16 protein-coding genes are annotated in these 21,557 nt (G+C 58.7%); 9 read left to right on the top strand and 7 right to left on the bottom strand.

Annotation, left to right across the window (positions count from 1 at the left end):
* The first annotated feature begins 5 nt into the window (after window positions 1-5).
* The 5 genes from AACY50_RS05180 to AACY50_RS05160 all read left to right on the top strand — a co-directional run bounded on the left by AACY50_RS05180 (window position 6) and on the right by AACY50_RS05160 (window position 5,469).
* Entirely contained in the window at window positions 6-1,445 is a 1,440-nt protein-coding gene (locus tag AACY50_RS05180) for an aminotransferase-like domain-containing protein (protein ID WP_221729294.1), read from the top strand.
* A 78-nt stretch (window positions 1,446-1,523) separates the two neighbouring features.
* Window positions 1,524-1,994, top strand: a complete 471-nt coding sequence (locus tag AACY50_RS05175; RefSeq protein ID WP_339538268.1) for a translation initiation factor 2 — start codon at window positions 1,524-1,526, stop codon at window positions 1,992-1,994.
* A 165-nt stretch (window positions 1,995-2,159) separates the two neighbouring features.
* Window positions 2,160-2,414, top strand: coding sequence for a YkgJ family cysteine cluster protein (locus AACY50_RS05170; protein WP_339431120.1), 255 nt, complete (start codon window positions 2,160-2,162; stop codon window positions 2,412-2,414).
* A 41-nt stretch (window positions 2,415-2,455) separates the two neighbouring features.
* Window positions 2,456-3,061 (top strand): START domain-containing protein, encoded by a 606-nt coding sequence (locus AACY50_RS05165; protein WP_221729291.1) that lies wholly within the window; start codon window positions 2,456-2,458, stop codon window positions 3,059-3,061.
* A gap of 314 nt (window positions 3,062-3,375) precedes the next feature.
* Window positions 3,376-5,469, top strand: coding sequence for an LTA synthase family protein (locus tag AACY50_RS05160; protein WP_339431121.1), 2,094 nt, complete (start codon window positions 3,376-3,378; stop codon window positions 5,467-5,469).
* 73 nt (window positions 5,470-5,542) lie between these two features.
* On the opposite strand, the gene AACY50_RS05155 is transcribed toward AACY50_RS05160, so the two are convergent.
* Entirely contained in the window at window positions 5,543-5,701 is a 159-nt protein-coding gene (locus tag AACY50_RS05155) for a DUF3309 family protein (protein ID WP_339431268.1), read from the bottom strand.
* A gap of 298 nt (window positions 5,702-5,999) precedes the next feature.
* Between AACY50_RS05155 and AACY50_RS05150 the strand changes: the two genes are divergently transcribed.
* The 3 genes from AACY50_RS05150 (at window position 6,000) to csrA (ending at window position 7,537) form a co-directional block, all read left to right on the top strand.
* Complete coding sequence (locus tag AACY50_RS05150; protein WP_339538267.1) at window positions 6,000-6,815, top strand: SDR family oxidoreductase; 816 nt, start codon at window positions 6,000-6,002, stop codon at window positions 6,813-6,815.
* A gap of 65 nt (window positions 6,816-6,880) precedes the next feature.
* Complete coding sequence (locus tag AACY50_RS05145) at window positions 6,881-7,213, top strand: YnfA family protein (RefSeq protein ID WP_339431123.1); 333 nt, start codon at window positions 6,881-6,883, stop codon at window positions 7,211-7,213.
* 138 nt (window positions 7,214-7,351) lie between these two features.
* Window positions 7,352-7,537, top strand: a complete 186-nt coding sequence (gene csrA / locus AACY50_RS05140) for a carbon storage regulator CsrA (protein ID WP_221729287.1) — start codon at window positions 7,352-7,354, stop codon at window positions 7,535-7,537.
* Window positions 7,538-7,542: 5 nt separating this feature from the next.
* Here csrA and AACY50_RS05135 read toward each other — a convergent pair whose 3' ends face one another.
* The 5 genes from AACY50_RS05135 to AACY50_RS05115 all read right to left on the bottom strand — a co-directional run bounded on the left by AACY50_RS05135 (window position 7,543) and on the right by AACY50_RS05115 (window position 14,408).
* Entirely contained in the window at window positions 7,543-7,770 is a 228-nt protein-coding gene (locus AACY50_RS05135) for a YheU family protein (RefSeq protein ID WP_003192759.1), read from the bottom strand.
* Window positions 7,771-7,918: 148 nt separating this feature from the next.
* Window positions 7,919-9,109 carry an osmoprotectant NAGGN system M42 family peptidase gene (locus AACY50_RS05130; protein ID WP_339431124.1) on the bottom strand — a complete coding sequence of 397 codons (1,191 nt, stop codon included), beginning with the start codon at window positions 9,107-9,109 and terminating at the stop codon, window positions 7,919-7,921.
* Window positions 9,110-9,274: 165 nt separating this feature from the next.
* Window positions 9,275-11,023: an N-acetylglutaminylglutamine synthetase gene (ngg, locus tag AACY50_RS05125; RefSeq protein ID WP_339464835.1), complete on the bottom strand. Its 1,749-nt coding sequence runs from the start codon at window positions 11,021-11,023 to the stop codon at window positions 9,275-9,277.
* A 3-nt stretch (window positions 11,024-11,026) separates the two neighbouring features.
* Entirely contained in the window at window positions 11,027-12,799 is a 1,773-nt protein-coding gene (locus tag AACY50_RS05120; protein ID WP_339538266.1) for an N-acetylglutaminylglutamine amidotransferase, read from the bottom strand.
* A gap of 217 nt (window positions 12,800-13,016) precedes the next feature.
* Window positions 13,017-14,408, bottom strand: coding sequence for a dermonecrotic toxin domain-containing protein (locus tag AACY50_RS05115; protein ID WP_339538265.1), 1,392 nt, complete (start codon window positions 14,406-14,408; stop codon window positions 13,017-13,019).
* Window positions 14,409-14,659: 251 nt separating this feature from the next.
* Here AACY50_RS05115 and AACY50_RS05110 point away from each other — a divergent pair, with 251 nt between their 5' ends.
* Window positions 14,660-19,495 carry an NEL-type E3 ubiquitin ligase domain-containing protein gene (locus tag AACY50_RS05110; RefSeq protein WP_339538264.1) on the top strand — a complete coding sequence of 1,612 codons (4,836 nt, stop codon included), beginning with the start codon at window positions 14,660-14,662 and terminating at the stop codon, window positions 19,493-19,495.
* 3 nt (window positions 19,496-19,498) lie between these two features.
* Here AACY50_RS05110 and mnmC read toward each other — a convergent pair whose 3' ends face one another.
* Window positions 19,499-21,478 (bottom strand): bifunctional tRNA (5-methylaminomethyl-2-thiouridine)(34)-methyltransferase MnmD/FAD-dependent 5-carboxymethylaminomethyl-2-thiouridine(34) oxidoreductase MnmC, encoded by a 1,980-nt coding sequence (gene mnmC / locus AACY50_RS05105; RefSeq protein ID WP_339538262.1) that lies wholly within the window; start codon window positions 21,476-21,478, stop codon window positions 19,499-19,501.
* Window positions 21,479-21,557: the final 79 nt, after the last annotated feature.

The raw sequence follows: 21,557 nt of genomic DNA, 5'->3' as shown, positions 1-21,557 counted from the left end.
GCGTCATGACCAATCTCTTGCTCTACCAACGTATTGCTCAGCAACTGGCCGAAGACATCCGCCGTGGGGTCTATCAACCGGGGGAGCGCGTGCCTTCGGTGCGCAAGATGAGTTCGCAACTCAACGTCAGCCATGCGACGGTGTTGCAGGCGTACGCCAACCTTGAAGATCAGGGGCTGATTCGCGCACGGCCCCAGTCCGGATATTACGTGCACCAGACCCCGGCGCTGACGGCCCCGACGCCCGACATCGCCCGCGTCGAACGGCCAGGTCTGGTGACTCGCAGCAGCATCATTCAACAAGTTCTGGTCGAGTCCCGCCGTGAAGGCGTATTCCCGTTGGGTGCCGCGGTGCCCAGTGTCGATTACTTGCCGGTGCGCGCACTTCATCAGCAATTGGCCAAGGTCACCCGGTTTCACAGTCCACGGGCGTTCAGCTACATGTTCAGCCCCGGTTTCGAACCGCTGCGCCGGCAGGTAGCGATCCGCATGCGCGATGCCGGTGTGGTGGTTGATCCCTCTGAAGTGGTGATCACCCATGGTTGTGTCGATGCCCTGCAGATGTCGTTGCGGGTGCTGACCCGACCAGGCGATCTGATCGCCGCCGAGTCGCCGACTTACTACGGCCTGCTGCAGTTGGCTGACCTGCTGGGTCTGAAGGTCATCGAAATTCCCAGCGATCCAGCCACTGGCATGAGCCTGGAGGCCCTGCAGTTGGCGGCCAACCAATGGTCGATCAAGGCGTTGGTGCTGACCACACGTCTGAGCAATCCGTTGGGCGGCACCATGCCTGAAGAGCGGCAGAAACAACTGCTGCGTCTGGCTTCGGATTTCGATATCCAGATCGTCGAAGACGATATTTATGGCGAGTTGATGTTCGAACAGGGTCGCACCAAGGCGCTCAAGGCTTATGACCGATTGGATCGGGTGATTTACTGCTCGAGTTTCTCCAAGACCTTGTCGCCCGGAGTACGCATCGGTTGGATGATCGCTGGCAAGTATCAGCAGGAAATTCAGCGTTTGCAGACCTTCAGCACCCATTCGGCGTGCAGTGTCACGCAGATGGGGATTGCGGCTTATCTGGAGAATGGCGGTTATGACCGGCATTTACGGTACATCCGTCAGGAATACCGAAAAAATCTCAGTGCTTTTCAACTGGCGGTGCAGCAGTACTTCCCCGAAGGTACGCAAATGAGCCGGCCCACGGGCGGTTTCATTCTGTGGGTGAGCCTGCCGGGCAGGGTCAATACTCAGGAGTTGCATGTTCGTGCGCTGCAACAGGGCATCAGCATCGCCCCCGGGCTGATCTTCAGTAATACCGAGCAGTTCAACCACTGCATCCGCCTGAACTGTGGCACCCCGTGGAACCGCGAGGCGGAGAGGGCGTTGATGACGCTGGGACTGCTGGCGACCCAACTGTGTCAGGAAACGGCTGGCGGATTTTGAGCCAGTGGCGGGTCAAACTTGTCTTGTGACGTCCAACAAGCGAGCATATGGCCCTCTGCCGTTAGCGTCGTTGGGTCCATGAAAGCGTTTCTTCCTGCCATGTGGGTTTTGCTGTGTTTGCTGATGATCGGTCATGCACCTGGTGTCTTGGCGGGCGCAACTTCAGAAAAACCAGCGGCTAGGAGCACAGTGAAAAAGCCGCCAGTAGTGAAAAAGGCAGTGCCTGCCGAGCACTCCCGGCAGAAAACCGTGAAAAAACGCACCCCTGTGGCTTCCAGGTCGAAATCCTCCAGTGAGGTGGCGAAAATCAAGCTGCCGCCGGCAACACTGGACTTGAGCTTGCCCAAGGAGATGGTCCAGGAATTGAAGCCGAAGGGAACCGTTTCGCTGCCGAAGCACGAGGGCATCCTGCCGCAGTTTTTTGGCGAGAAAACCAGCGGCTTCCAGCTCAATGGCCGTTTGCTCAGCAACGAAATGCAGTTGCAACTGCGTAACGAAGAGCGCCGGGATATTGATGGCGCGGCGCTGGATTTCGAATTCAAGCAGTAAATACAACCCGTCTGTGACCCGCGAAGCAGACGCTTTGTCGCAGACTGGTCAGTCACATTCACTTATCCGTAAAAACCCCGGTTCAGGGAATTTGAAACAGCCGTTTTAGCGGTTACTCTGTCCGCGTCCCTTTTACACATTGCCCGTCGCGAGGACTTGTTCGTCATGAAATGCCGTGAAGGCTGTGGCGCTTGCTGCATTGCCCCCTCCATCAGTTCGGCGATTCCCGGCATGCCTGATGGCAAACCTGCCGGCGAACGTTGCGTGCAACTCTCGGTCGAAAACCTGTGCAACATTTTCGGCCGTCCAGAGCGCCCGGCGGTCTGTTCCGGTTTCGCCGCCGATATCGAAGTCTGTGGCCGCAGCCAGGAAGAAGCGATCAGGTTGATCGGTTGGTGGGAGCAAATGACGGCGGCTTGATGTGTCAAACGAACGGAACTTCAACAATAAGGAATAAGACTATGGGTTCGCTGCATCGTATCGCTGTGTTGTGTGGTTTGACTGCCGTGCTGGTGACGTCGGTCGCGCAGGCTGAAGACTGGAAGGTCGCCAAGAACGAGGATGGCATCAAGGTTTCCCTGAGCGAAGTGCCGGGTTCGGACTACAAGTCCTATCAGGGCGTTGCTCTGATGAAGACCACCGTTGCCAAACTGCGTGCATTGCAGGAGGACGTTTCCGGCGCCTGCGCCTGGATTCACGAATGCAAGACCCAGAAACTGCTCAAGCACGAAGGTGATCAGAGCTGGACTTACACCCAGTTCAACACGCCTTGGCCGGTCACCCCGCGTGATTCGGTGCTGCACATCACGACCGTTGAAGGCGCCGACGGCAGCCTGACCCGTAACATGGAAGGTGTGCCGAAGTATGTTCCGGAGGAAAAAGGTTTTGTCCGGGTGGCTCAGGTCAAAGGCTTCTGGAAGTTTGTGCCAAAAGGCGATCAGGTCGAAGTGACCTATCAAGTGCACACCGAGCCAGGCGGCAGCGTGCCGGCGATGGTTGCCAACAAGTTTGTCGTTGATGCTCCGTTCAAGACCCTGAAAGCCCTGAAAGAGCTCGCCGAGAAGTAAACGCCCCGGATTCAGCAAAACGCCCCGATTGATTCGGGGCGTTTTGTTTTATGACTTTTTGTGTTTCCAGATAGGCGTTGAACGAAATTTTCACAAAGCGTTCAAGACAATTCGCCCGCGCTGTTTCCACGCTGTCCCTGTCTGCCGCCGCTTTGAATGAAAGTGTCTGGTGGCGGGGCACTAATCAATGGCAATGGTGCCGGTGATCGTGCAACATTTGCGCACCGCGCACGCCCCGGGGTCTGGAATGACCAATAGAGGGCATGGCGCCGCTGTATTTTGCAACTTCAACTTCCAATGGGTCCTAAAACGACATGGCAATCCCGGACGCCCTGAATCAGCAGCGAGCTTCTGCTCGTCTACTGCAACCGACCGTCAAATCGCATCTGGCCTACACGCTGCTTTGTGCGCTGGTCATGATGGTGATGTTTTCCGTGCTGCGCCTCGCGCTGCTGGTCTACAACCGCGAAATGATCCTCGATACCCCGGTTTCGACGTTCCTTGAAGCTTTCGTCAATGGGTTGCGTTTCGACTTGCGCCTGGTGGTCTACGTTTGCGTTCCGCTGGTACTGGCGCTGTTCAGTGCCCGGGCCATGGCTGCGCGCGGATTTTTCCGTCTGTGGCTGACCCTCGCTTCGAGCATCGCCCTGTTCCTCGGTCTGATGGAGATGGACTTCTACCGTGAGTTTCACCAGCGCCTTAACGGTCTGGTGTTCCAATACGTGAAAGAAGACCCGAAAACCGTGATGAGCATGCTCTGGTACGGTTTTCCGGTGGTTCGCTATTTGCTGGCGTGGGGCGTCGGCACCGTGATCCTGACGCTGGCGTTCAAAGGCGCCGACCGAGCCACGCGCCCGCGCGGGCCTTTCAGTGGTGGCAGTGTCAGCACGCGTCAGGTCGCGCCGTGGTATACGCGCCTTGCGGTGTTCGTGGTCTGTCTGCTGATTTGCGTGGTGGCCGCCCGTGGCACTCTGCGTCAGGGCCCGCCGCTGCGTTGGGGTGACGTCTACACCACCAATTCGAACTTCGCCAACCAGCTCGGCCTCAACGGCACGTTGTCGCTGATCGCGGCGGCGAAGGATCGGATGGGCGAGGATCGCAACAACATCTGGAAAGCCACGCTGCCACAAGAGCAAGCGCAGAAAGTCGTGCGTGAGATGCTGGTCATGCCGGACGACAAACTGGTCGATGCCGATATCGCTGCCGTGCGCCGTGACTACATGCCGCCGGCGGACAAGACCCTGCCGATCAAAAACGTTGTCGTGATCCTGATGGAAAGCATGGCCGGTCACTCGGTCGGCGCGTTGGGCGCACCGGGCAACATCACGCCATACCTCGACAAACTGTCGAAGGAAGGTCTGCTGTTCGATCGCTTCTTCTCCAACGGCACGCACACCCATCAGGGCATGTTTGCCACCATGGCCTGCTTCCCGAACCTGCCGGGTTTCGAATACTTGATGCAGACCCCGGAAGGCAGCCACAAACTGTCCGGCCTGCCGCAGTTGCTCAGTGCACGCAAATTTGACGATGTTTACGTCTATAACGGCGACTTCGCCTGGGACAACCAGTCGGGATTCTTCAGCAACCAGGGCATGACCAACTTCGTTGGCCGTAACGACTTCGTCAACCCGGTGTTCTCCGATCCGACGTGGGGCGTGTCCGATCAGGACATGTTTGACCGTGGTCTGCAGGAGCTCAAGGCCCGCGAAAACGGCAAGCCGTTCTACGCATTGCTGCAAACCCTGTCCAACCACACGCCTTACGCCTTGCCGACACCGTTGCCGGTTGAGCGCGTCACCGATCGGGGTTCGCTGAACGAGCATTTGACCGCCATGCGTTACTCCGACTGGGCACTGGGCCAGTTCTTCGAGAAAGCGCGCAAAGAGCCGTACTTCAAGGAAACCCTGTTCGTTATCGTCGGCGACCACGGTTTCGGTAACGAGCGTCAGATTACCGAAATGGACTTGGGCCGCTTCTATGTACCGATGCTGATGATCGCCCCGGGCATCCAGGAGAAGTTTGGTACGCGTGACCACACCGTGGGTACGCAGATTGACATCGTGCCGACCATCATGGGGCGTCTGGGTGGCGAAGTGCGCCATCAGTGCTGGGGCCGTGACTTGCTCAACCTGCCGGAAGGCGACACCGGTTTTGGTGTGATCAAGCCGTCGGGCAGCGAGCAGACCACTGCCATCGTCACGGCTGACCAGGTTCTGGTGCTGCCGAAAGAGAAAGAAATGGCGCCGAAAATCTATCAGTACCATTTGGGCGCAAACCCGGGTGGGGAGATCATTGCGAATGCTCCGCGCACTGCCGAGTTGAAACTCAAACTTGAGGCGTTCCTGCAAACGGCGACCAAGAGCCTGATGGAAAACACCGCCGGTGTGGTCAGCGGCAAACCAGACTGATGCCCGCGCAATAAAACGCCACACAATAAAAAAGAGGCCCTGAAAAGGGCCTCTTTTTTTTACGCTTGAATCGTTATATCCGACCGAGTAACAACAGTACCAACAGCACGACCAGCACAACGCCGATAATGCCGGATGGACCGTAACCCCAACTTCTGGAGTGCGGGAAGACCGGCAGGCCACCGATCAGCAACAGGACCAGGATAATGATAAGAATTGTGCCCATGTCGATTTCCTTGTTGATAACGTTCGAGAAGTCTTGGTGTTCTGGTCGACTGGAGACTCAGTAATTCCAGGCGGCTTATAAATTCCGACTGGTGCGAATGAAAGAAGATTCAATGTTTTTTAATGTATTTGGATCGCTTGCTTATTTCCTTTTCCCCTTGCGAAAGTTCAGAACTTAGTCCCTCCCAACGAATCAAACGCGCCACGGTTTTTCCCTACCATTCAGCAATCTGATGGAGCGAGGCTGGCGGCACATCCTTCGCTACACTGCGCGCATCTTCCCCGGAACAACAAGGCTGTCTGCTATGCAAAATCGCATGATGATCACTGGCGCTGGCTCGGGCTTAGGTCGCGAAATCGCGCTGCGCTGGGCGCGTGAAGGCTGGCAACTGGCCTTGTCCGATGTCAGCGAACCCGGCCTGCAAGAAACCCTGAAACAGGTGCGCGAGGCCGGCGGCGACGGTTTTATTCAGCGCTGCGATGTGCGTGATTACAGCCAGCTCACCGCGTTTGCTCAGGCGTGCGAAGAGAAACTCGGCGGCATCGACATCATCGTCAATAACGCCGGTGTGGCCTCGGGTGGGTTCTTCAGCGAATTGTCGCTGGAGGACTGGGACTGGCAGATCGCAATCAACCTGATGGGCGTGGTCAAGGGCTGCAAGGCGTTTCTGTCGTTGCTTGAGCAAAGCAAGGGCAAAATCATCAACATCGCCTCCATGGCGGCGTTGATGCAAGGCCCGGCCATGAGCAACTACAACGTGGCCAAGGCCGGCGTGGTGGCGTTGTCGGAAAGCCTGTTGATTGAACTGGCGCAACAGGAAGTCGGTGTGCATGTCGTCTGCCCGTCATTCTTCCAGACCAACTTGCTTGATTCCTTCCGTGGGCCGACCCCGGCGATGAAAGCGCAGGTTGGCAAGTTGCTGGAAAGTTCGCCGATCAGCGCAGCGGACATCGCTGACTACATCTATCAACAAGTGGCCGCAGGCGAGTTCATGATCCTGCCTCACGAACAGGGCCGGATGGCCTGGGCGATCAAGCAGAAGAACCCGCAACTGCTCTACAACGAAATGGTCACCATGGCCGACAAAATGCGCGCCAAGGCCAAGCAGAACAACGGGTGAAACTTGCCTGAAGGGGGGACGCGTCGTTAGGGTGGCGGCAATGGTCATCCTGTCGAGACGCGTCAATGCTCAATTACTTGTGGTTCTTGCTCGCGGCGCTGTTTGAAATCGCCGGTTGTTTCGCCTTCTTCATGTGGCTGCGTCAAGGCAAAAGCGCTCTGTGGGTGATCCCGGCGCTGCTCAGTCTGACGCTGTTCGCCCTGTTGTTGACCCGTGTCGAAGCGGCCTATGCCGGTCGCGCCTATGCCGCTTATGGCGGGATCTACATTGTGGCTTCGATTGGCTGGCTGGCCGTGGTGGAGCGGGTTCGTCCACTGGGTTCGGACTGGATTGGTGTGGCGTTGTGTGTGATCGGTGCGAGCGTGATTCTATTCGGGCCGCGGTTTTCTGCCGCTTGAACGGATGGTTTTGTGGGAAGTATCTGACAGCCCTGCGCTTGAGGGGGTGTAGGGCAAGACTGATTTGCCGATCATGCATTGTGGGGCGCAGGCAAGCCGCGCATCTTCAGCGTTCGCTAACCCTGAAGGACGAATCTCATGCTTGTACTCAGCCGTGTCGTCGGTGAGTTGATCTCAATCGGTGACGACATTTCCCTGCGCGTTCTGTCCGTGAACGGTTCCAGTGTGCGCTTTGGCGTCGAGGCGCCGCAGAACGTCAATGTGCACCGCGCGGAGGTCTACGAACGGATCCAGCGTCAGCAGGCCAGGCAAAAGGCCCGCTGAGGGTTTCAGTCGAACAGGTGCTTGGGCACGTCGTGCTTGAGCATCAACTGGCACTGCTCGCTTTCCGGATCGAAGACGATCAGCGCCTGGCCTTTGGTCAACGCCTGACGCACACGCAGCACACGGGTTTCCAGCGGCGTGTCGTCGCCATTGTCGGTACCGTCGCGGGTGACGAAATCCTCGATCAGGCGAGTGAGGGTGTCGACTTCAAGAGCGTCGTAGGGGATGAGCATGGGCACCTCGGCTAAATCAATGTCGGGATGCTACGGCGATTGATGTTTGGCTGCCAGTTTTGTGTTGCCTGCGCCGGCCCTTCGTGAGCAAGTCCGCCCCCAGAGTGAAACGTATTCCAACGGTGGGAGCGGTCCGGGCACCATGGATTTAACTGTCCGAACGTTGCCCTACCAGACTGTCCACCGACGGCACGCGCGTATCACTCTCCATTTGCGTTTCATGCTCGATCTGATGACTGAAGCGATCAAGCGACGCATTGGCCGGCGCCGCATCGCTGGCGAACACCGGAGGACTCAGAATGTAAGCCCCCAGCAGCCGACTAAGTGCCGCCAGACTGTCGATGTGCGTGCGCTCATAACCGTGCGTCGCATCGCAGCCAAAGGCGAGCAGGGCGGTCCGGATGTCATGGCCGGCGGTCACCGCCGAATGCGCGTCGCTGAAGTAATAGCGGAACAGGTCACGGCGCACCGGCAACTCGTTTTCGCTGGCCAGACGCAGCAAATGTCGTGACAGGTGATAGTCGTAAGGCCCGCCGGAATCCTGCATCGCCACACTCACTGCGTGCTCGCTGGAGTGCTGCCCCGGCGCGACCGGCGCAATGTCGATGCCGACGAATTCGCTGACGTCCCACGGCAATGCCGCCGCTGCGCCGCTGCCGGTCTCTTCGGTAATGGTGAACAGCGGGTGACAGTCGATCATCAGTTCCTGGCCGCTGTCGACGATGGCTTTGAGTGACGCCAGCAACGCCGCAACCCCCGCTTTGTCATCCAGGTGACGAGCGCTGATATGGCCGCTTTCGGTGAATTCCGGCAGCGGATCGAACGCCACCACGTCGCCGACGCAGATGCCCAGCGATTCGCAGTCAGCCTTGGTCGCGCAATAGGCGTCCAGACGCAACTCCACATGATCCCAACTGATGGGCATCTCATCCACGGCCGTGTTGAACGCGTGCCCGGAGGCCATCAGCGGCAACACGCTGCCGCGAATCACGCCGTTGTCGGTAAACAGACTGACGCGACTGCCTTCGGCGAAACGGCTCGACCAGCAACCGACCGGGGCGAGGGTCAGGCGACCGTTGTCTTTGACGGCGCGCACAGCGGCGCCGATGGTGTCCAGGTGCGCCGAGACCGCGCGGTCAGGGCTGTTTTTCTTGCCCTTGAGCGTCGCGCGGATGGTGCCACGACGGGTCATCTCGAAGGGAATGCCGAGTTCCTCCAGACGTTCGGCGACGTACCGCACGATAGTGTCGGTGAAGCCGGTGGGGCTGGGAATGGCAAGCATTTCCAGCAGGACTTTTTGCAGGTAGTTGAGGTCTGGTTCGGGAATTTGGAGGGTCATGGAAACTCCTGATGGGTTGAGCACATCGATGGTTTCGATGAGGAGAATTTGGGCTGCCTGATCTGGCCTGATCGCTGGCAGGCCAGATCCCACAGGTTGTGAGATGACCACAAAACCTGCGGGAGCGGGCTTGCTCGCGAACGCGTCAGTCGAGGCGCCGTATCATTACGAGTTGGCCGGCTGACTGTGCGGAAACAGCAAATCGACAAACCGCTCGGCTGTCGGTTGCGGCTCATGGTTGGCCAATCCGGCACGCTCGTTGGCTTCGATAAACACGTACTCCGGCTGATCCGCCGCCGGCACCATCAGATCGAGGCCGACCATCGGAATGTCCAGTGCCCGCGCTGCGCGTACCGCTGCATCGACCAGCGTCGGATGCAGAATCGCCGTGACGTCTTCCAGCGTGCCACCGGTGTGCAGATTGGCCGTACGCCGCACAAACAGCGACTCGCTCGCCGCCAGGATGCTGCTGTAGTCATAACCGGCCGCGTGCAAGGTGCGCTGGGTTTCGTGGTCCAGCGGGATTTTGCTTTCGCCGCTGGTGGCCGCCTGCCGGCGCCGACTCTGGGCTTCGATCAGCGCGCCAATCGAGTGATGGCCATCACCGACCACCTCGGCCGGACGACGAATCGCCGCCGCGACGACTTCAAAACCGATCACCACAATCCGCAGATCCAACCCTTCGTGAAAGCTTTCCAGAAGCACCCGGCTATCAAACTGTTTCGCCGCTTCGATGGCCTGCTGCACCTCTTCAATGCTCTGCAAATCCACCGCCACACCTTGGCCCTGTTCACCATCAAGCGGCTTGACCACTACCCGCTGGTGCTCATCGAGAAACGCCAGGTTGTCGTCGGCGTTGCCCGCCAATTGTTGCGAAGGCAGGTTGAGCCCCGCCGCCTTCAACACTTTGTGGGTCAGGCTTTTGTCCTGGCACAGGCTCATGCTGATGGCGCTGGTCAGGTCGCTCAACGATTCGCGACAACGCACGCGGCGCCCGCCGTGACTGAGGGTGAACAGTCCGGCATCGGCGTCGTCCACCTGCACATCGATGCCGCGACGGTGCGCCTCCTCGACAATGATCCGCGCATACGGATTGAACTGCGCTTCAGGCCCAGGTCCCAGGAACAGCGGCTGATTGATGCCGTTCTTGCGCTTGATGGCGAAGGTGGAGAGATTGCGAAAACCGAGTTTGGCGTAGAGGCTTTTTGCCTGACGGTTGTCATGCAGCACCGACAGGTCCAGATAGCTCAGGCCGCGACTCATGAAGTGTTCGATCAAGTGCCGCACCAGCACTTCGCCGACGCCGGGGCGCGAGCATTGCGGATCCACCGCCAGGCACCACAGGCTGCTACCGTTTTCCGGGTCCTTGAACGCTTTGTGATGGTTCAGGCCCATGACGCTGCCGATCACGGCGCCGCTGTCTTCATCCTCGGCCAGCCAGTAAACCGGGCCGCCCTGATGATGCGGGGTTAGCCGTTGGGCATCGATCGGCAACATGCCGCGCGCCTGGTATAGCTGATTGATCGCCTGCCAGTCTGCCTCGCTTTGCGCGCGACGAATGCGGAAACCACGAAACACGCGGGTCGCTTGGCGGTAGTCGCTGAACCACAGGCGCAAGGTGTCGGAAGGGTCGAGAAACAACTGCGTCGGTTCGAGGCCGAGGATCTGTTGCGGTGCGGCAACATACAGCGCGATATCTCGCTCGCCTTGTTGCTCGTTGAGCAGCTCCTGAGCCAGCGTTGCCGAGTCAGGAAAGGTGTGGCCGATCAGCAACCGGCCCCAGCCGCAATGCACCGCAATCGGATCGGCGGCCAGTTCGCTGCCGTCCTCGGCCAGCCGCGCCTGCAAACGTTCATAGGACGGAGTCTGACCGCGCAACAGGCGCTGGCTGTAAGCCGTGGCGTGGGGTTTCATCGATCAGATTCCTTGTTCACTGAGCCACAGGTTCAGGGCCGCCAGTTGCCACAGCTTCGAGCCACGCAACGGCGTCAGTTGGCCTTGTGGGTCAGTCAGCAATTTGTCGAGCATGGCCGGGTTGAACAGACCGCGATCCTGACTCGGATCAAGCAACAGTTCACGCACCCAGTTCAACGTGTCGCCTTGCAAATGCTTGAGGCCCGGCACCGGGAAGTAGCCTTTTTTGCGGTCGATCACTTCACTCGGGATGACCCGGCGTGCCGCTTCCTTGAGCACTTGTTTGCCACCGTCAGGCAGCTTGAACTGGCCGGGAACCCGCGCCGACAGTTCGACCAGTCGATAATCGAGAAACGGCGTTCGCGCCTCCAGACCCCAGGCCATGGTCATGTTGTCGACGCGTTTGACCGGGTCGTCCACCAGCATCACCGTGCTGTCCAGACGCAGGGCTTTGTCCACGGCGGCATCGGCACCGGGTTGTGCAAAATGTTCTTTCACGAAGTCACCGGCAGCGTCGTTGGCGGTCAGCCATTTCGGTTGCACGGTGGCGGCGTAGTCGTCGTAGCTGCGGTCGAAAAACGCCTCGCGATAGGCCGCGTAAGGATCGGCCGCACCGTCCACTTGCGGGTACCAGTGATAACCGGCGAACAACTCGTCGGCACCCTGGCCGCTCTGCACAACCTTGCAGTGCTTGGCCACTTCACGCGACAGCAGATAGAACGCGATGCAGTCGTGGCTGACCATCGGTTCGCTCATGGCGCGAAACGCCGCAGGCAATTGTTCGATGATCTTTTTTTCGTCGATACGCAACTGATGGTGCTGAGTGCCGTAGTGTCTGGCGATCAGATCCGAATACTGAAACTCATCCCCGCGCTCGCCACCGGCATCCTGAAAACCGATGGAGAAGGTCGACAGGTTCTCCACGCCCACTTCACGCAACAGACCGACGAGCATGCTCGAATCAACGCCGCCGGACAGCAGCACGCCGACATCCACCGCCGCACGTTGGCGGATCGCCACGGCGTCGCGGGTGCTGTCGAGTACGCGATCGGTCCAGTCTTCGAGGGTGAGGTTTTTCTCGTCCTCGTGTGGGCCGTAGGGCAAGGTCCACCAGGTTTTCTGTTCGGTGCTGCCATCGGCTTCAACGCGCATCCAGGTGGCGGGCGGCAGTTTTTCGATGCCGGCCAGCAGGGTACGTGGGGCCGGTACCACGGCGTGGAAATTCAGGTAGTGGTTGAGCGCCACCGGATCGAGAATCGGGTTGATGTCGCCGCCCTTGAGTAGCGCCGGCAAGGCCGAGGCAAAGCGCAGGCGCTGACCGGTGCGCGACAGGTACAACGGCTTTACGCCGAGACGGTCACGGGCGATGAACAAGCGCTGTGCATCGCGCTCCCAAATGGCGAAGGCAAACATGCCGTTGAGTTTGGGCAGCAGCGCTTCTCCCCAGGCGTGATAGCCCTTGAGCAGCACTTCGGTGTCGCCACCGGAATAGAAGGCATAGCCCAGCGCTTCGAGTTCGGTCCGCAGTTCGGGGAAGTTGTAGATTGCGCCGTTGAAGGCCAGAGACAGGCCTAATTGGCTGTCGATCATCGGCTGCGCCGAGCCGTCCGACAGGTCCATGATTTTCAGGCGACGATGGCCCAGGGCAATCGGCCCTTGTGCGTGGAAGCCCCACGCGTCGGGGCCACGAGGGGCCAGGTGATGGGTGATTCGCTCAATGGCTGCAAGGTCTGCAGGTTGATGATCAAAGCGTAACTCGCCAGCTAATCCGCACATAAAGTCCTTACCGGTTTTTCCGTTGGGGAGGGGTCAAGCAGTACTACTCAATAAAACAGGGTACTCGGAAACTGACCCCCCTCGTTAAGTGGAGTTTTAGAACGATAAGTTATAAGGCTGATTTTGACGCTATCGCTGCCGCGTAATAGGCGGGCGTTGATTCTTCGCCGCTTGCGGATAATTGGACGGATTTTCGACAATTTTTTTTGAATAATTGTCAGTCGGCGTCCACCGGCAAGCCGTGTTGTTCGGCATCAGGCGGGGACAATCGCTTTTTCAGATCCAGCAGCCGTGACAGGGCGTTGTACTTCTCGATGGCGGTCCAGCTTCCCAGACCGGCGAACACGGAGGCCAGCAATTCATCCGTGGCGTAAGTGCGCAAGCGCTTGCTGAAATCATGGGTTGGGCTGACGGATAGTCGTCCTTTCTCAGGCAGGGTATGCGCTTTGCGCCTATTGGCGTAGGCGGGTTCGTTGACATTGGCGAGCGGCACCGCAATGTCCCTTGCATCCGCGGACAATTTATCCAGATAGCGATCAAAGAAATGTTTGTACAGCCCTTTCTTTAGCGGGATAAACGTTATGTCGTTGACAAACGAAATGCTATTCAGGTCCATTGCCTCTATTTCATTTTTTTCGGTATTGGTTAGTTGAGAGACGAGGCGTGTCCGGAATTCTTTATTGGTCAGGAAGTTGATGGAGAATCGGTATTTTGTCTGGTCTTCGTTGTCGTCCTGGTAAAAGCCGTCACCCGGGTCGTTGGGTATGTATACGATGTTATGGTCTATTGGTGATTGATCGGTCCGACGGCAGGTGATCAGAACGGCATCTGTGGTGTACTTGCCAAATAACTGTATCGAATGCAGTTTTATTTTACCGTTATTGATGTTGTCGCCAGTGTAAATATCCCTGTTGCCTTTTGTCAGACTCAGCACGGTGAGAAGCCGGTTCAAAGGGAAGTCGGTTTTTTTAAAGTATTTCTCATAGGCGCTGAGTTTCATGTTGAATTTGTGCAGGCGTGTGGCGATCAGCTCAATGTTTGAAACTTTAAACGTTCTGGCGATATGTTTCTGGTATTGGCCTCCCAGATCCAGATTGCGACTTAGAGCCGCAAACTCTTGTGCCGATACCCTGATCGCGTCAGGGTCGTCAACGGTTGACTGGCCAAGGATGTCCAAAATCTCGCTGTCATTCGAGAAGTAACCGGGAGCCGCTTCTTCGTCGGTGAAGTTCAGCATCGCCGCCTGCAGCAGGGTACAGGTATATGACTCACCGTCCGCAGAGTTTGCAGGCGTGAGTCTGATGTTGTCGTTGATGCCGAATCGTGTCCCATGGGTTTGTAGCAGTTCACTGCGAAGTTCGCGTCTGCAGAAACTTTCCGGTGTCTCCAGCTTGCCTGCCAATTCATCAATATAAGTCTGGTAGGGTAGCGCTTCATCGAGCGTTGCGCGCAAGGCGGCCAGCCTCGTGGGATCTTCTTTTGCCATACCGTGGGTAATGAAACGTTGCACGGCAGTTGCCTTGTCCTCAATCTGGACGGCATCGGAAATGTTTGCGCTGGCATCAACGTTCGATACCGTGGTGGGCGAGTTGTTTGTTGGTAAAGTCATGCGGGAAGTCCCTTTCGTAAATGAGATGTCATGTTAGGTGAGTTTGTCGTGATGAAAACAGTTTTATTATTGAATGGTTTTGGGTGTGTTTTCGGTTGGTATTTGAATGTTTGATATACATATGTATTGCACGATTTTGTGTGGTCTGTGTTTGCTGTGATGTGATTAACCTGCGTCGGAGTCTTCTGTTTTAATTCCAAGTGGATGTGGATAAGGTTAACGCTCAAGCCTGCAATAAAGGACTATTGCCGATGACCACCACACAGAATAAATCCGCACCGCGTGCGCCGACTCAGAATGAAGTGCTCAGCGTTTTGCTGGAAGCCACAGGAGACCTGGACAACGCCGAGGCGCTGCACAAGAGCCTGCCCGCAATGCTGCTTAACAGTGCGACCAGCACGCTGGTCGCGCTCGATCAAACCGCGCGAGACCTGCTCACGATCCAACTCAAGGTCGAGAAGGATCTGCTCAAGCTCAAACCTCTGAATGCCTTTTGTATTGCTGAGTTGACCCGCGCGCTGAAAGCCAAGTGGCCGGCGGTCTTCGATGTTGAAAAAGATCTGCTGAGTTTGCCGGGGGTTGAGTGTGGTTGCTCGCCAGCCTCGACCGACCCAGAGGGCATTCAAACCTTTCCAAATGCCACGCAGACATTGCTGCAAGCGGCGATGCAGAATTTCACCGAAGACGAGGAAACCGACAACTACCCCGAAGGCAGTCAGGTGCGGGTGAGCAGCGTACCGTCGGGCGTGGCCGGATTGACGCCGGCGTCGTTCGCCAAATTCTGTCGCGAACTGGACCTGGGCAAGCGCTATCAGTCGCATTTTCAGCAGGTGTTCGGCCTGGTGGACGACGCCGGTAAAGTGACGGCCACCCGTCCGATGACCCGCGACATCGCTGCGATGAAGAAACTTCTGCTGCAACTGGACATGTATCTGGCCGCAATCAGCCAGCACATCACACCGGCTGGCCTGCAGATCGTGCAGAGGCTGATCGCCGCTGACGGCGTGGTCTCGGCGAAAACCCTGCACTACAGCAATCGTCCATTAATGATGCACGGCATCGAGGTGCTCGACAGTTGCATCTGGGGGGTTGTGGTGTTTGCAGTCCGGTCGATCGAGTTATACCCGAACGAATGGTGTCTGGTGTACATGGCTAACGAGCCCGAGAGGCCGCTGTATGAGTACTCGAGTTTCACTGCGTTCAAGCAATACCTCACGCAAAAGCTGAGTGACAAGCGCTACCAGGACTACTTCGCCAACAGCATTGATGAAGATGACAAGGCAGACTTCTTCAAGACCTTCGCCGACACCGGCGATTTGGGCCACATCAGGCAGTTGCCCATTGCAGTGCCGCTGTTCGAGTTCATGGTGCAAAGCCATGTCGGCAAGATGCAGATCGACGCCCGCAAACTCGCCGTACCGACGGCCGATATTGATGAGGATGTGCGACGCAAGCGCTTGCTGGGTTTTCTGGAACTGGGTGTGAGCATTGCGACGGTGGCGGGTTTCTTCGTGCCGGTTGTCGGTCAGTTGATGATGGGTGTCGCGGTTGGCCAACTTCTGGCGCAAGTGTATGAGGGGGTCGAGGACTGGCAGCGGGGCGACCAGCAGGAGGCGCTGTCGCATCTGCTCAGCGTGGCGCAAGACATTGCGCTGATGGGCGTGTTCGCGGGTGGACAGAAGGCGGTGGGCACGCTGGGACGCAAGCTGGTTCGGGCCCATCCGGAGTTTTTCGGGCAGTTCACCGCGATTCTGGATTCGGCCGGTAAACCGCGCCTTTGGAAGCCAGATCTCACCCCGTATGAACATCGGCTGCCAGCCGGTATCACGATGGCCGATGACTCCGTCGAGTTGCATCCGCTCAAGGAAAAAACCGTCGGCCGGGTCGACTATGGGATGTTCTCCGGGTCACTCGATCCGGACACGAAGGTCTGGCATCTGGATCATCCCGAGCGCCCGAACGCCTATGCTCCCGGGCTTGAGCAACACGTCGAGGGCGGCTGGCGTCTGGCGGCTGAGGATGCCGAAACGTGGAATAGCGCTCCCTACACCCTCAAGCGTATCGATCCGCGTCTGAGTGAGTTCCCGGATACGGATCTGGACATGATTCGCCGAATCAGCGAGATCTCCCACGATCAATTGCACCGGGTTTTTAACGATAATCTGGCCTTGCCTGCCCGGTTACGCGACACCGTGGAACGCCTGCGGATCGAGCGCCAGTCAAGCCAACTCATCACTGAGCTTGAGCGTGGGGAAGTTCACGCAGGTCAACCTTCGCAGGAACAACTGCACGGCTTGCCGCAGTTGCCAGGCTGGCCGACAGGCCGGTACATCGAGGTCAGCGATAGCGAAGGAGACGTCACGGCAACCTATCCCGCGACCAACACCCGCGTCCCTGCGCTCAGTGTGCAGGTCACGCAAGAGCAATTGGCCGCAGGGCAGTTGTTGCAGTCGGTGATCGATGGCCTGTCCCTGCGCGAGGTTGAAGCCATGCTGGGGGGCAAGGTCAGTGCCGGCTCGCAAAAGCCAGCGTTGGCGAAGAAACTGGGAGCCTTGTTCAGGGCTGAGCGTCGATCGGTTTTCGATCGTATGTATCAACGCTACGACCAGAGTGAGGCTGACGAGGTCAAGACATTACGCAGCGTGTTCGCCGACATTCCTGCGCGTTATGCTCAGCGCCTGATTGACCAGGCGCCGAGTGTCGAGCGTCTGCATTTGCGCTCAACCGGGCGCGTGCCTTTGCGCCTGGCGCAGAGAGTCCGCAAGGCCTCTGCCGCCGTGCGCCTTGACCGTGCCCTGAGCGGTTTGCTCGTGTCGCAGGTCGCCAATGCCGATAGTGAAAAACTGGCGATCCAGTTACTGCCCCGTTTGAGTGGCTGGGACCCGAATCTGCGCCTGACGTTGCGGGACAAGACGCTGAACGGGCCTGTACTGGAAGCCGTAGGTAACGAAGCGGCGACGCCTTTGAAGACCTGCACACTGGTCAAGTCCAGTGGCGGCTACGAAGCCTTCACTGGCGACGGTAAATCCCTGGGGCGTGTGGCGTCGGAGCCAGACAACCTGTATGCCGCGATCCTCAAGGCACTGCCGTCGGCTCAGCGTACAACCGCAGGTTTTGCTGACCCGGTGATCGCCGACAGTGCCCGATTGCGCAGCCAGTTACTGAACATTGCGCTGGACGAACGTGAGGCCAGTGCCCGGGTATTGACCTCCGGCAAGTTCGAGCCGCTGGTCTCCGACCCCCCCTGCATTCAGGGCGATCATGCAATGCCTGAATCACCTCATCCACGCGCGTTATTACGTAAGGTGAGAAGGCTCTATCCCGGCTTTACCGAGGCGCAGGCCAGTGAGTTCATTGATCGGTCGGGCAATGATCCGCTGACCCGCGCTACACGGGTGAAAGGTTTGCGCCGTGATCTGGAGCAACTGCGCAAGGTGCTCGAAGTCTGGACGCAGGATCAGGCAGGCATGACGTTGATGGGGGAGGATTTGCGTGAAGTGCGGCACAGCCGCAAGACGGCGGCAGAGATGATCGAGGATGGGTTTCGGCGGCTTTTTCTGGCCACCGATGAAAGCGGAAAATCGATCTGTGTATTGAATCTTGACGGGATGCGGGTGGGGACGTTGCCCACGCTCCCGCCGGGGTTGAACTTCGATCATATCCAGCAGTTGTCGCTCAAGAACATGGAGCAGGGCGACGACCTGGTTTATTTCCTCAAGTCATTCAAGCACGCCGAGTCTGTGGACCTCGACGGCAACGCACTCACGCGCCTGCCTGAGGTGTTGTCGCACATGCCTGATCTGACCCGGGTGAGTCTGGCGGGTAACCGGATCAAACTGACCGAACATACACTGGTGAAGCTTGCCAACCTGCGCACACTGCACTCCTTGAATCTGAACAGTAACCCGCTGGGGGCGACCCCAGAGGTGGGCAAGATGTTTGATTTGCGTTCCCTGTGTCTGCGCGACACCCGCGTCACCGAGTTGCCCAAAGGTCTTGAACGCCTGCCACATCTGGATTGGGTCGATCTGCGTGAAAATCAGATCAAGCAGCTACCGGATTGGTTATTCAAGACCTCGCGACGTTTCAGCGAGGCGCTGGACCTGCGCGGTAATCCCTTGTCGTTAGCCAGCAGGACTCACCTGGCGGACTATCGAAACAATGTGGGTGTCGGTATGGGCTATCTGGAGAACGATAACGCGCGTCTCGATGAACAGAAGGCGCGCTCGCTGTGGTTCGAGGGCGGCGCCGGAGGGGACTGGGCCCAGCGTGACCGGATCTGGACCTTATTCAAGGAGGATCCCCGGGCCGAGGGCCTGTTTCATTTACTGGCGGAGCTGGGCAATACCGCCGACTCCGAAAAAGTCGCCAAAGACACCTGTCGACGTGTCTGGGCGGTGCTTGAAGCCGCCGAAACCGATGCAATCCTGAGTGAGCAAGTGTTCGACCTGGCCGCCAACCCGATCAATTGCACGGACAGCGCAGCCGTCAACTTCAGCCAGCTCGAACTCGCTGTGGAAGTCAACAAGATCACCAGGCTTGCCGGTGGCCGAGTGACCTCTGTACACCCGTTGCTCAAACTTGGTCGAGGCCTGTTTCGGCTGGACAAGCTGGATCAGATTGCCCGTGAGCATGCGCTTAACGATACCAGTGCTGATCCGCTGGAGGTGAACCTGGCTTATCGCATCGGACTGGCCGAAGAGTTCGATCTGCCGGGACAGCCGCGTCATATGCGTTTTGCCATCCTGGGCGGGGTGACCGAAGCCAATCTGGAGACTGCCAGGAACAGGATCAGTGTCGCTGAGCTGTCGTCCGAATGGCTGACGTTCCTGCTGCGTCAGCCGTTCTGGTGCGAGTACTTGAAGCGCACGTATCCCAGGCAATTCGCGAGCCTGGAGGAAACCTTTCCGGCGCGGCTGGACGCGGTGTTCGAACAGGCGAGCAAACTCTCCACGGCCGATTACCTGAACCAGATGGACGTCATCAGGCTCGAACGGGAGCAGGCCGAAGAGGCTGTGCTCAAGCGCCTGACGGGAGAGGCCATTCGCTTGGGGGATCTGGGCCTCTGCGCAATGCCCGATGCTTGAGGTCTATTTGCCGCGAATCAGTTGGCGCAATACGAAACGGTTGGGGTGACAGGCCTCGGCCACGCTTCTTGGCAAGGGCAACGGTTCGTCGTTCAGCCAGGCGGCGAGCAGTTCGCCAGACAGCGGCGCGGTGATCAGACCGCGTGAACCGTGGCCGCTGTTGACGTATAGACCGTCGAGCCACGGGCAGGCGATGTCCGGTACTTGCCGGGCATCCTTGCTCAGCGCCGCGTACGCGTGAATGAACGCCGCGCGGTCGGCGAGCGGGCCGACAATCGGCAGGTAGTCGGGACTGGTGCAGCGCAAGGCGGCGCGGCCTTGAAGGGTTTCGACCGCCTGTTCGCTGATGTGCAGGCGAGAGACCAGATCGCTGGAAATCTCTTCTAGCATCGCCAGATTGCCTTGGTGTTCGGCGGTGGTCGGGGTCAGGTCGTCGCTGTTGAAATCGAAGCTGGCACCGAGGGTGTGTTCACCCCGTCGCGCGGGGGCGACGTAGCCTTCGGCACACACCACCGTCGTCAACGCCTGGCTTTGTTCAGTCTGCGCCAGGCGGGTGATCTGCCCGCGAATGCGCTTGAGTGGCAGCTCGGCGCTTTGCGCAAAACGCTTGATCTCGGCAGCACCGGCCAATACCACGACAGGCGCGCTGGCAAGCAAGCGGTCGCCGTCGAAGGCTTGCCACTGATCATCGACCTTGCGCAGTTCCAGCGCCTCACGGTGGCTGAGCAGTTCGATGTTCGGTTGTGTGGCCTGCGCCTGGCACAGCGCGGGCGGATGCACCCAGCCACCCTCGGGGTAGTACAAACCGCCGTGGTCCAGGCCGACACCGGCGCGGGCCTGCGCCTCGGGCTGATCGAGCCACTGCAACAGATCCTCCGGGAACGCCGCGGCCAGCTGCGCGTGGCGCTCGGCTTCCTTGGCATTGAACGCCAGTTGCAGCACGCCGCAATCGTCCCAATCGGTGCCCCGTTGCAGGCTTTCGAGCAGGCGTCGGGTGTAACCGAAGCCGCTGATGATCAGTTGCGATAACGCCGTGCCATGGGCCGACAGTTTCAGATACAGCACGCCTTGCGGATTGCCCGAGGCTTCTTGTGCCACGGCCTCGTGGCGCTCCAGCAAACTCACTTTCCAGCCGCGTGACGCGAGGCTCGCCGCGGTGGCACAACCGGCAAGGCCTGCGCCGATCACCAGTGCCCGACGTTCACCGGACGTGGGGGCGGGGCGCGCGAACCAGGGTTTTTCCGGGGCAGGCGGGGTCACCTCCGACGGCCAGCCGAGGAACTCGCCGCGCAGGATTTCCCATTTGTGCCCGATGCCCGGCGTGCGCTTCATTTTGAAGCCGGCGGCGTTGAGCAAACGCCGCACCCAACCGGTGCTGGTGAACGTGCTGATGGTCGAGCCTGGCGCCGCCAGCCGAGCCAGTTCAGCGAACAGTTCGGCGGTCCACATCTGCGGGTTTTTCGCCGGGGCGAATCCGTCGAGAAACCACGCATCGATCCGAGCGTCCAGTTGCGGCAATTGCTCCAGCGCATCGCCGATCAGCAGCGTCAATGTCACTCGGCCATTGGCCAGTGTGATGCGCTGGAAGCCCTGATGGATCGCCACGTAATGGGTCAGCAATTGATCAGCCAGCGGCTTGAGTTCTGGCCACAACGCCAGGGCGCGTTTCAGATCGGCCGGGCTCAACGGGTATTTTTCGACGCTGACAAAATGCAGTCGGGCACCGACAGTGGCGTGTTGCTCGAACAACTGCCAGGCGCAGAGAAAATTCAGCCCGGTGCCGAAGCCCGTTTCACCGATGGCCAGGTGTCCATGCGCTGGCAACGCAGTAAAACGTTCGGCCAGACGGTTCTGTTCGAGGAACACATAACGGGTTTCATCCAGACCTGACTGGTCGGAAAAATACACGTCATCAAACACTCGCGAACGCGGGCGTCCCTGTTCATCCCAGTCGAGTTGGGCGTGGGGCAATACGGCTTTCATGGCAGGCTCGGCAACGACAAGGTCGCCATTCTAGCCGATCGCGCGCAGGGTGCTTGATCCGTGGCAAGGCTTGGCGCCG

Origin of the sequence: Pseudomonas sp. RA_15y_Pfl2_54 (assembly GCF_963971015.1) — a bacterium.
GTDB lineage: Bacteria > Pseudomonadota > Gammaproteobacteria > Pseudomonadales > Pseudomonadaceae > Aquipseudomonas > Aquipseudomonas baetica_A.
This window is presented reverse-complemented; position numbering and strand designations above follow the sequence as displayed.

Coding starts and splice junctions, on each gene's coding strand:
- AACY50_RS05180 (WP_221729294.1), top strand. CDS start 6: ATGACCAATCTCTTGCTCTACCAACGTATTGCTCAGCAACTGGCCGAA.
- AACY50_RS05175 (WP_339538268.1), top strand. CDS start 1,524: ATGAAAGCGTTTCTTCCTGCCATGTGGGTTTTGCTGTGTTTGCTGATG.
- AACY50_RS05170 (WP_339431120.1), top strand. CDS start 2,160: ATGAAATGCCGTGAAGGCTGTGGCGCTTGCTGCATTGCCCCCTCCATC.
- AACY50_RS05165 (WP_221729291.1), top strand. CDS start 2,456: ATGGGTTCGCTGCATCGTATCGCTGTGTTGTGTGGTTTGACTGCCGTG.
- AACY50_RS05160 (WP_339431121.1), top strand. CDS start 3,376: ATGGCAATCCCGGACGCCCTGAATCAGCAGCGAGCTTCTGCTCGTCTA.
- AACY50_RS05150 (WP_339538267.1), top strand. CDS start 6,000: ATGCAAAATCGCATGATGATCACTGGCGCTGGCTCGGGCTTAGGTCGC.
- AACY50_RS05145 (WP_339431123.1), top strand. CDS start 6,881: ATGCTCAATTACTTGTGGTTCTTGCTCGCGGCGCTGTTTGAAATCGCC.
- csrA (WP_221729287.1), top strand. CDS start 7,352: ATGCTTGTACTCAGCCGTGTCGTCGGTGAGTTGATCTCAATCGGTGAC.
- AACY50_RS05135 (WP_003192759.1), bottom strand. CDS start 7,770: ATGCTCATCCCCTACGACGCTCTTGAAGTCGACACCCTCACTCGCCTG.
- AACY50_RS05130 (WP_339431124.1), bottom strand. CDS start 9,109: ATGACCCTCCAAATTCCCGAACCAGACCTCAACTACCTGCAAAAAGTC.
- ngg (WP_339464835.1), bottom strand. CDS start 11,023: ATGAAACCCCACGCCACGGCTTACAGCCAGCGCCTGTTGCGCGGTCAG.
- AACY50_RS05120 (WP_339538266.1), bottom strand. CDS start 12,799: ATGTGCGGATTAGCTGGCGAGTTACGCTTTGATCATCAACCTGCAGAC.
- AACY50_RS05115 (WP_339538265.1), bottom strand. CDS start 14,408: ATGACTTTACCAACAAACAACTCGCCCACCACGGTATCGAACGTTGAT.
- AACY50_RS05110 (WP_339538264.1), top strand. CDS start 14,660: ATGACCACCACACAGAATAAATCCGCACCGCGTGCGCCGACTCAGAAT.
- mnmC (WP_339538262.1), bottom strand. CDS start 21,478: ATGAAAGCCGTATTGCCCCACGCCCAACTCGACTGGGATGAACAGGGA.